Here is a 9,813-nt window from a genome sequence, read left to right as displayed (position 1 = left end):
CCCGGGGTAGATCAAGGGGCGGCGCGGGCGTTTCGCGTACCGGGCCTCAGCGGTCGGCCGGTCAGGCGGCGAGTGCCGCGCGGCCCGCGACGACGATGCGGGCCTGCTCGGCGATCCGCCGTCCGAGGTGCTCGGCGGTGGCGATATCGGCCTTGTGGACGCCCTCGGCGCCCTGGTCGTTGTTGGACTGGGCGGCGGCGCCCAGGAAGAAGCCCAGCCGGTTCAGGTCGTTCTCGGACGCGGTGGAGGAGTTCCAGCCGGGGAGGAGGTTGAGGCTGACCCAGTTCATCCCGTGCTGGGCGGCGAGCACCGTGAAGAACTGGAGGGTGTGCAGCTTGTCGCCGCTCTTGGAGGCGGAGTTGGTGAAGCCGGCGGCGAGCTTGTCCTGCCAGGCGCGGGTGGCCCAGCGCTTGGCGCTCGCCTCGGCGAAGGTGTGGAAGGCGCCGGAGGCCGTGCCCATGTACGTCGGCGAGCCGAAGACGATCGCGTCGGAGGCGTCGAGCTGCGCCCACTGGGCTTCGGTGATCTCGTCGACCTTGATCAGGTGAACGGTGGCGCCGGCCTCGGCGGCTGCGGTCTGGACGGCCTCGGCCAGTACGGCGGTGTGGCCGTAGCCGGAGTGGTAGGCAAGCGAGACGACGGGGGCGGGCAGAGCAGGCGTGGTCACGGTGGCTTCTCCTCAGGGGTCACGGCATGCCGGGACGACCGGCACCCGGGAACGTCGGGCTGCGATGAGGAAAAGAGAAGCACTAACTTTTAGAAAGCGCAACCCTTTGGTTAGCGCTGTGCAGGGGTATGGTGTGCCCATGGCGACCGAAACCACCGGCGAGACGGACGGGGAGCCCACCCCCGGCTGTACGGACGACCTGGCCTACAACGTCTTCGCGCGCGACTGCCCGTCCCGCGACGCGCTCCGGCACATCACCGACCGCTGGGGCAGCCTGACCCTCGGCGCCCTGCTCGACGGCACCTTCCGCTTCAACGAACTGCGTCGCCGGGTGGCCGGGGTGAGCGAGAAAATGCTGGCCCAGACCCTGCACGCACTGGAGCGGGACGGACTCGTGCACCGCGAGGCACAGCAGACCAACCCGCCCCGGGTCGATTACGCGCTGACGCCGCTGGGCGACCAGGTCGCCCGGCAGCTGCGGACGCTGATCGAGCTGGTGGAGGACCGGATGCCGCAGGTCATGCAGGCCCGCGAGGACTACGACGCCCAGCGCCCGGCCGGCTGAGCCGGCGCACGGGCCGCGGGCCGGCGCTCAGGCGCGCGGCGGCCGCTGGCAGCGCGGGCAGAAGTAGCTGGAACGGTTCATCCAGGGGCGGCGGCGGATCGCGGTACCGCAGCGGCGGCAGGGCTCGTCCTCGCGGCCGTAGGCGTCCAGCGAGCGCTCGAAGTAGCCGGACTCACCGTTGACGTTGACATAGAGGCTGTCGAAGCTGGTGCCGCCGACGGCGAGCGCGGCGTTCATCACGTCCCGTACGTGGCCGAGCAGTTCGGCGGTGCGCGGCCGGGTGAAGGTGGCGGTCGGCCGCTCGTAGTGCAGCTTGCTGCGCCACAGCGCCTCGTCCGCGTAGATGTTGCCGACGCCGCTGATCAGCGTCTGGTCGAGCAGCGCGCGCTTGACGGTGGTCCGGCGGCGGCGCAGCGCGTCGTGGAAGGCGGCGTCGTCGAAGGCGGGATCGAGCGGGTCCCGGGCGATATGGGCGATGACATCGGGCAGCAGGTCGGGGTCGCCGGGAACGGTGTCGTGCAGCGAGAGGCCGCCGAAGGTGCGCTGGTCGACGAAGCGGAGCTCGGTGTTCACGGCGTCGGCGAAGCGGACGCGGATGCGCAGGTGCTTCTCGTCGGGGGCCTCCTGCGGCTGGACCAGCAGCTGGCCGCTCATGCCGAGGTGGGCGAGGATCGCCAGCCCGTGGGTGACGGACGGCGTGACCCTCGGGGAGATGCCCTCCGCCGCGGTCTGGGCGGCCGGACCGCCACCGGTCACCGGGATCCAGAGGTACTTGCCGCGCCGGCGGGCCGTACCGAGGCGCAGCCCCTTGAGCCGGGCCGCGAAATCGGCCGCCCCGGCCGTGTGCCGGCGGATCGCGCGCGGATGCCGCACCTCGACGGCATCGATCGTGCGGCCGCTGACCCAGCGCTCCAGTCCGCGGCGTACGACCTCGACCTCGGGCAGCTCGGGCACGAAGGGCTCCTTGGGAACGACGGTGGGGCGAAAGACCTCTGACCCCGTCCGGAGCGACGCGCGGTCGCCCCGGACGGGGTCAGAATCGGTGCTTCAGTGTGCCGACGACGAACCGTCGCCGGCGGCCGGAGCCGAAGGAGGCTGCGCGGCGGTAGCTGCTCCGGTGGAGCCGGTGCCCGCACCGGGGGCCGGTGGCGCACCGTCGCCGGAGGATGCCGCCTTGGCCGCCTCGTCCGCCGCGGCGCGAATCGCACGCCACGCGGACTCGGCCGCCTGCTGCTCGGCTTCCTTCTTGCTGCGGCCGGTGCCGGTGCCGTACGAGACACCACCGACGCGGGCGGCAGCAGTAAAGGTCTTCTCGTGATCGGGGCCGGTCTCGGTGACCAGGTACTCCGGAACGCCGAGACCCTCGGTCGCGGTGAGTTCCTGGAGGCTGGTCTTCCAGTCCAGGCCGGCGCCCAGACTGGAGGACTTCTCGATGAGCGGGTCGAAGAGCCGGTGCACCAGCTCGCCGGCCGCGTCGAGGCCCTGGTCGAGATAGACCGCGCCGATCACCGCTTCAAGGGTGTCGGCGAGGATGGAGGCCTTGTCCCGGCCGCCCGTACCCTCTTCGCCCCGTCCGAGGCGGATGAAGGCACCGAGGTCGAGGCCGCGGCCCACCTCGGCGAGCGCACGCGAGTTGACCACCGCGGCCCGGAGCTTGGCCAGCTGGCCTTCCGGGAGGTCGGGGTGGATCCGGTACAGCGTGTCCGTGACCACCAGGCCGAGCACCGAATCCCCGAGGAATTCGAGCCGCTCGTTGGTGGGCAGACCGCCGTTCTCGTATGCGTACGAGCGGTGCGTCAGCGCACGCACCAGAAGGGCGGACTCGAGGTGGTACCCGAGCCGCCCTTCCAGAAGCGTGTGCGACGAGGCTGTGTCCGCCGGAGTCGGTTCATCCCCGCGTTTGCGGGAAGTCGAATTGGCGTCTGACATGGAGCCTGTCACCAGCCGCTCAGACCTCGAGGACCTGGCGCTTGTTGTAGGTGCCGCAGCTCGGGCACGCGATGTGCTGCTGCTTCGGCTCGTGGCAGCGCTCGCACGCCACCAGGGTGGGGACCGCAGCCTTCCACTGCGACCGGCGGTGGCGCGTGTTGCTGCGCGACATCTTCCGCTTCGGAACAGCCACGGCTACTTCTCCTGCTTCTCGTCGACGCCCGCTTCGGCGCCGCCCATGTTGTCCTTCTCGCCGTCCTTGACGGTCCCGGCGAGTCCCTGCAGTGCCGCCCAACGAATGTCGACGGCGTCGTGGTGGTGGTCCGGGTCGTCCGCCAGCCGCACTCCGCAGTCGGAGCACAGGCCCGGGCAGTCGTCCTGGCACACCGGCTGCATCGGCAGTGCAAGCACCACCGCGTCACGCAGCACCGGTTCGAGGTCGAACAGGTCGTCCTCGAGGAAGAGGGTGTCCTCCTCGTCCTCGGCGTCGTCGCCGGCGTCCTCATGGACCCGGGCATCGGCGTCGGGGTAGGCGAACATCTCCTGGAAGTCCGCGTCGAGCTCTCGCTCCAGCGGCTCCAGACACCTTACGCACTCCCCCTTGACGGTTGCACGGCCGGTGCCTGTGACAAGCACCCCGTCCATGACCGACTCCAGGCGGAGGTCGAGCTCGATCGGGGCGCCCTCGGGCACACCGATGACCTCATTGCCGAGGTCCCGGGGAGCCTCGACGGAGCGGGAGACCCTCTTGAGCGCACCGGGACGCCGCCCCAGCTCGCGTGTGTCGAACACGAGAGGGGAACGGTGGTCGAGGCGGGCGTTGATGGCTTCCTGCTTTCTACGGGGTTTACGCGCCGCCCGTATTCCAGCGGTGCGGGATTCGGGCAGCAGAGATCGCGGATATACGCGCGACCGAAGAGCCAGGATACTGGACGGGCCCCGATAGGCCCAATCCGCTACCGGCCGTCCCCCCGGTCCCGCGGGCGGGAGCGCCTACTGGCGCCCCTCCTCGTACGCCCGGAGCTGGTCCAGGTCGATCATGCTCGTGTCGAAGAGGCTGGTCTCGTCCAGTGCGCCCGGCCGGTCGGCGTGGCCCTGCGGGGCGTGCTGGGGCTGCTGGGGCACCTGCTGCTGGAGGTACGCATGCGGGTCGTAGCCCTGCTGCTGGGCCTGCTGGGCCTGCTGGGCCTGCTGGGCCTGCTGCCAGTCGTAGCCGTACGCATTGTGCTGCTGGGCGTCCTGGGCGTACGCCGCCTGCTGCGGCTGCTGATAGCCGTAGACGTCCTGCTGCGGGTAGGCCGCGGGGTCGGTGTAGTAGCCCTGCTGCTGAAGCTGGGGCTGGAGGGGCTGCTGATGCTCCTGGGGCTGCTGCTGGGGCTGCGTCGGAGGCATCGGGGGCGCTTGGGGCGCCTGGGGCGGCTGCGGGGCCTGCTCGGCGGGGATGTCCGCCAGGCCGGCGAGGTAGTCGGCGTCGGCCTGCGGATGGCCGGACTGCACATCGCCCTGCGCCGCCAGGTGGACGGCCAGCTCATCGATCGCACGGGCGCCCTGGAGCTTGTCGCGGCCCCGGCCGACAGCCTCCAGCGTCTTGGTCAGCACGGCCTGGAACGCCCCGAACTTGGCGTCCACATAGGCGTCGGCGCGCTGCTTGAGGGTCTCCGGGTCGCCGCTGCGCTCCGGGGCCTGGGTGCCGTCCTCGTCGGGGAACCCCTGCTCGTCGGGCCCCGGGCCGCGGCCGAGCAGCTTCTCGCGGCCGCGGTCGACGGAACCGATGGTCTTGGTGAGCACGACCTCGAAGTTGGCGAGCTTGCTGTCGACGTAGTCGTCGGCCTCGGCGCGGATCTCCTCCGCCTCCCGGCGGGCGTCCGCCAGGATCCGGTCCGCCTCCTCCTGGGACTGCCGGGCGACCTCGGTGTCGGAGATCAGCGAGCCGCGCTGGGCGTGCGCGGTCTCGATGATCCGCTCCGCTTCCGCCCGCGCCTGCTCGACCATCTGCTCCCGCCCGCCGAGCAGCTCCTGCGCCTGTGCGAGGGAGCCCGGCAGGGCCGCGCGCACCTCTTCCAGCATGGCGAGCAGCTCGGCGCGGTTGACCACGCACGAGGCCGACATGGGCATGGACCGGGCACCGCCGACGGTCGCGACGATGTCGTCGAGCTTCTTCTGCACGTCCACCTTGGACTCGCCACTCTCTGAAGGGATTTGAACGACGGGAACGGGACGACTGTACGTCCACCGGCGCCCCGCCCGACACCGGCGGACGCACCGCCGGCCCGGCCTCGCCCGCGGTGCGCCGGGTGGGGTGCTCAGTCCTTCTTCCGCAGGCGCTCGGTGAGGGCTTCGAGGACGAACGGCGGGACCAGGTGGGAGACATCGCCGCCCCAGGCGGCGACCTCCTTCACGAGGCTGGAGGACAGGAAGCTGTAGGTCGGGTTGGTGGGGACGAAGAGCGTCTCCACACCGGACAGGCCGTTGTTCATCTGGGCCATCTGGAGCTCGTAGTCGAAGTCGCTGACGGCCCGCAGCCCCTTGACGATCGCGGGGATGTCGCGCTGCTTGCAGAAGTCGACGAGCAGGCCGTGGAAGGCCTCGACCTCCACGTTGCCGTACTCGGCGGTGGCCCGGCGGATCAGGTCGATCCGCTCGTCGACCGTGAACAGCCCCTGCTTGGACTGGTTGATCATCACGGCGACATGGACCACGTCGTACAGCTTGGAGGCACGGGCGATGATGTCCAGGTGCCCGTTGGTGATGGGGTCGAACGACCCCGGACAGACGGCGCGGCGCAACTCTGTCTCCTCGCTCTCCGATCCGGTCATGACACGCTTGCTGACGTCGATTCGGCGGACGTCGAAGCGGCGCGACCGTACCAAAGCGTCCCCTCGCCGTAGCGACGGGCCTTTATCGCTTCAAATCCGTCCGGCCATGGGAACGTGCCGCCTCTGGTGCTGCGTTCCACGGTGACGAGTGCCTGCTCCGCAAACCAGCCCTGACCACGGAGTGTGAGCAGGATCTCGCAGAGTTCGGCGTCGGTGACCTGGTAGGGCGGGTCCAGGAAGACGATGTCGTACGGCTCGCCCGGGGGCGCCGCGGCGGCGGTCTGCTCGGCCTTGCCGGCCCGGACCTCGACGCCGGGGAGGCCGACCGTACGGACGTTGTCCCGGATCGTGCGCACGGCGCGGGCATCGGCCTCGACCAGCAGGACGTGCGCGGCACCGCGCGAGAGGGCCTCCAGGCCGACCGCGCCGGAACCGCCGTACAGATCGAGCACCCGGGCCCCGGCCAGCGGCCCGTCGAGCGACTCCCAGGTGGAGAACATGCCCTCGCGCGCCCTGTCGGAGGTGGGGCGGGTGCCGTTTCCCGGTGGTACGGCCAGGCGGCGGCCGCCGGCCGTACCGGCGATCACGCGGGTCATGGGCCCGTCCTTACGTTGCGCGTGGTCGGTGTGCTGAGGGGGAGCCGGGCGGGCTCCGCACCTCCACGATATTCCGTCAGCCGGCGGCCGATGCCCGGCCGGAGCCTTCGGGGAGCACGGCGGGCGGTGATCGATCTCACCTGTGGCGGGCCGCCGGACCCGTCCACCGCGCCCCGCGCTGCGCCGCGGCGATGCTCATCCCTTGTCCAGATACTGCTCCCGTTCGTCGTCCAGCAGGGCGGACAGGGTGATCCGCAGCTCCGGATATCCGGCCAGCCCGGGGTCGGCGGCGACGAGTTCGGTGGCCTCGTCGCGGGCGGCGGCGATGACTTCCTCGTCGTCGATGACCGCGAGCATCCGCAGCGAGGAGCGGACGCCGGACTGCGCCTGGCCGAGGACATCGCCCTCGCGGCGCTGTTCCAGGTCGATTCGGGAGAGTTCGAAGCCGTCGAGGGTGCCGGCCACGGCGGCGAGCCGGGCGCGGGCCGGGCTGGCCTCGGGCATCTCGCTGACCAGCAGACACAGGCCGGGGGCCGCGCCACGGCCGACCCGGCCGCGCAGCTGGTGCAGCTGGGAGACGCCGAAGCGGTCCGCGTCCATGATCACCATGGCGGTGGCGTTCGGGACGTTCACCCCGACCTCGATGACGGTCGTCGCGACCAGCACATCCAGCTCGCCGGCCGCGAACCGTCGCATCACGTCGTCCTTGTCGTCCGGCGCCATCCGGCCGTGCAGCACCGCCACCCGCAGGCCGTCGAGCGGGCCCGTGGTGAGCTGCTCGGCGATGTCGAGCACCGCGAGCGACGGCCGCTTCTCCGCCACGTCCTCCGGTGAACTCTCCTTGGCCGCCGCGCCCTTGGAGGCCGCCGCGCCCTTGGAGGCGGCCGCGCCCTTCTTCGTCCCCTTGGGCGGGTCCTCCTCCTCGTCGCCGATCCGGGGGCAGACCACATAGCCCTGGTGCCCGGCCGCCACCTCTTCGCGGACCCGCTCCCAGGCGCGCGCCAGGAAATGCGGCTTGTCCTTGGCGGGCACGACATGGCTGGCGATGGGCGAGCGTCCGGCGGGGAGCTGGTCCAGGACGGAGGTCTCCAGATCGCCGAAGACGGTCATGGCGACCGTGCGCGGAATCGGGGTCGCGGTCATCACCAGCAGATGCGGGGGCTGTTTGCCCTTGCCGCGCAGGGCGTCCCGCTGCTCGACGCCGAAGCGGTGCTGTTCGTCGACGACGACCAGGCCCAGGTCGTGGAACTGCACCTTGTCCTCGATCAGGGCATGGGTGCCGACGACGATGCCGGCCTCGCCGGTGACCAGGTCGAGCAGCGCCTGGCGGCGGGCGGCGGCGCCCATGGAGCCGGTCAGCAGCACCACCTTGGTGCCGCGCTCCGCGCCGCCGAGCATCCCGCCCTCGGCCAGCTCCCCCATCATCTCGGTGATCGAACGGTGGTGCTGCTGGGCCAGGACCTCGGTCGGCGCCAGCATCGCGGCCTGGCCGCCGCTGTCGACCACACCGAGCATGGCGCGCAGCGCGACCATGGTGTTGTGCGTGACGGTGAAGTGGTCGGTCACATAGGCGTGGTCGGGGTGCGCGACGCTGATGCACTGGACGGGTTTGCGGCCGACGTGCTCGATGGCCTCGATGGTGCGGCGGAAGCGGGCGTCGCCCAGGGGGCGGCCGGGCGCCGGGGCCGTCTCCCTGGAGAGCGGGAACTCCTCGGGCAGCGCCACGGCGACGTCGTACATCCCGCCCAATCCTGCTGCGGGAACCAGGCGGGCACTGCCGCCCAGGGAGCGCACGAGCCAGGCGAGGTCCCCGGCCAGCGCGGCGGGGGCCGCCCGGAACGCGGCCCGGTGCCCGACGAACGCGCCCGCCGCGTCCATCAGGCCCTGCACCACGGCCAGCCGGTCCTTGAGCGGTGCGTGGCGATAGGCGTCCGGAACCCGGCCCCCGTTGCCTGCCAGCGTCCGGCCCAGCTCGTACGCATCGAGCGGCCGCTGCCCGCCGCCCTCCAGATCCACCGGCACGGCCGCCGCGATGGACCACCTGGGACGCCCGTCGGCGCCCAGCAGATCCGCCCGCAGCTCGCGGGTCGTCAGCACCCGCTCTCCCCCGTCGCCCTCGCCGACGATCCACAGATGCTCGTCATCGCACTCGACGGTGCTCCCGTCGGACAGCACCAGCCGCCACACCTCCCGCTCCCCCTGCGGGAAGACCCCGTCCACCACGGCGAGGTCGCCGCTGGGCACCACCACTTCGGTGCCGACGGCCATCTCCCCCATGGGACGGAAGCCGCGCGGCGTCAGCACCAGGGCGTCCAGCGGCTGCGCCTTGCCGGAGCCCACCTCGCCCTGGAGGAGGCGGTGCATGGGGTGCTCGGTCGCCAGGTCGTCGAAGATCTCCCGGCTGACCTTCTGCTGGCCGTCGGTGAGGGTGAAGGGCAGCTTGGCGTCGAACGCGTCGAGAATGCCGTCCTTGACCAACCTCCTGGCCACGGCGGGGAGTTGGGTCTCGGCGCGGCGGCGCCGGGCCAGTGCGACCTGGAGGACGAACGCCTCGTCCCACTTCAGCCGGGACCGCGCATCGGCGATATCGGCCTTGGTGGCCGGCCGGTGGATCTTCAACAGCGCCTCGGTGAGCGGGACGAGCGCCCGGCCGTCGCGCAGCGCCTCCGGCAGCGGGTCGACGGCGTCCTGCGCACTGGGCAGCACCGCGTCGACCGCCTTGGCGATCTTCCAGGACGCCATCTGCTGGCAGGCCGGGTAGATCGGCATGAGCTGGTTGGCGAAGGCGCTGACCGCGTCGGCGCCGTCGTCGTCGGTGCGGTCGAGGAGCTCGTATTCGGGGTGGGCGAGCTGGAGTTTGTGGTTGAAGACCGACACCTTGCCGGCGAACATCGCGCGGCGCCCCGGGAGCAGGTCCTTGTGGGGCTTGTGAATGCCCTTGCCGAAGAAGACCAGCCGGAGCCGGCCGCTGCCGTCGGTGAGCGTCACTTCGAGGCGCTGGCCCCGGCCGCCGTTGAATTTCAGCACCCGGGCGTCCGCGACCTGCGCGACGACCGTGACGTGCTCGTCCAGCGGCAGGTCGGCCAGGCGGGTCAGTTCGCCGCGCTCGGCATAGCGGCGCGGATAGTGGTGCAACAGATCGCCGACCGTATGCAGGTCGAGATGCTCGGCCAGCACCTTCGCGGTGGTGCCACCGAGGATTTTCTTCAGGGGTTCGTCGAGCGCTGCCACGCATCCATT

10 protein-coding genes are annotated in these 9,813 nt (G+C 71.4%); 1 reads left to right on the top strand and 9 read right to left on the bottom strand.

The annotated features are described in order from the left end of the window. Window positions 1–61: 61 nt before the first annotated feature. Window positions 62–652 (bottom strand): flavodoxin family protein, encoded by a 591-nt coding sequence (locus tag AC3EUV_RS18905; protein ID WP_432142116.1) that lies wholly within the window; start codon window positions 650–652, stop codon window positions 62–64. 154 nt (window positions 653–806) lie between these two features. Here AC3EUV_RS18905 and AC3EUV_RS18900 point away from each other — a divergent pair, with 154 nt between their 5' ends. Beyond that, window positions 807–1,232: a winged helix-turn-helix transcriptional regulator gene (locus AC3EUV_RS18900; protein ID WP_432142086.1), complete on the top strand. Its 426-nt coding sequence runs from the start codon at window positions 807–809 to the stop codon at window positions 1,230–1,232. Between the two features lie 27 nt (window positions 1,233–1,259). On the opposite strand, the gene mutM is transcribed toward AC3EUV_RS18900, so the two are convergent. The 8 genes from mutM to AC3EUV_RS18860 all read right to left on the bottom strand — a co-directional run bounded on the left by mutM (window position 1,260) and on the right by AC3EUV_RS18860 (window position 9,804). Continuing rightward, the gene (gene mutM / locus AC3EUV_RS18895) at window positions 1,260–2,186 is read right to left on the bottom strand and encodes a bifunctional DNA-formamidopyrimidine glycosylase/DNA-(apurinic or apyrimidinic site) lyase (protein WP_435603396.1); all 927 of its coding nucleotides are present in this window, start codon (window positions 2,184–2,186) and stop codon (window positions 1,260–1,262) included. A gap of 93 nt (window positions 2,187–2,279) precedes the next feature. Next, window positions 2,280–3,161, bottom strand: coding sequence for a ribonuclease III (rnc, locus tag AC3EUV_RS18890; protein ID WP_432142084.1), 882 nt, complete (start codon window positions 3,159–3,161; stop codon window positions 2,280–2,282). Between the two features lie 19 nt (window positions 3,162–3,180). After that, the gene (gene rpmF, locus AC3EUV_RS18885) at window positions 3,181–3,354 is read right to left on the bottom strand and encodes a 50S ribosomal protein L32 (RefSeq protein ID WP_003951102.1); all 174 of its coding nucleotides are present in this window, start codon (window positions 3,352–3,354) and stop codon (window positions 3,181–3,183) included. A gap of 2 nt (window positions 3,355–3,356) precedes the next feature. Next, entirely contained in the window at window positions 3,357–3,986 is a 630-nt protein-coding gene (locus AC3EUV_RS18880) for a YceD family protein (RefSeq protein ID WP_159471634.1), read from the bottom strand. A 168-nt stretch (window positions 3,987–4,154) separates the two neighbouring features. Then, the gene (locus AC3EUV_RS18875) at window positions 4,155–5,333 is read right to left on the bottom strand and encodes a F0F1 ATP synthase subunit B (RefSeq protein ID WP_435603395.1); all 1,179 of its coding nucleotides are present in this window, start codon (window positions 5,331–5,333) and stop codon (window positions 4,155–4,157) included. Window positions 5,334–5,464: 131 nt separating this feature from the next. Next, the gene (gene coaD, locus AC3EUV_RS18870) at window positions 5,465–5,977 is read right to left on the bottom strand and encodes a pantetheine-phosphate adenylyltransferase (protein WP_026169199.1); all 513 of its coding nucleotides are present in this window, start codon (window positions 5,975–5,977) and stop codon (window positions 5,465–5,467) included. Continuing rightward, on the bottom strand, window positions 5,974–6,573 hold the full coding sequence (gene rsmD, locus AC3EUV_RS18865) for a 16S rRNA (guanine(966)-N(2))-methyltransferase RsmD (RefSeq protein ID WP_432142082.1): 600 nt from the start codon (window positions 6,571–6,573) through the stop codon (window positions 5,974–5,976). Before rsmD ends, coaD begins: the two co-directional genes overlap by 4 nt. A 195-nt stretch (window positions 6,574–6,768) precedes the next feature. Further along, complete coding sequence (locus AC3EUV_RS18860; RefSeq protein ID WP_435603394.1) at window positions 6,769–9,804, bottom strand: helicase-related protein; 3,036 nt, start codon at window positions 9,802–9,804, stop codon at window positions 6,769–6,771. Window positions 9,805–9,813 lie beyond the last annotated feature (9 nt).

The organism is Streptomyces sp. bgisy130 (assembly GCF_057708345.1).
The sequence above is the reverse complement of the archived record's forward strand: the minus strand, read 5'-3'. Positions and strand labels throughout refer to the sequence as shown.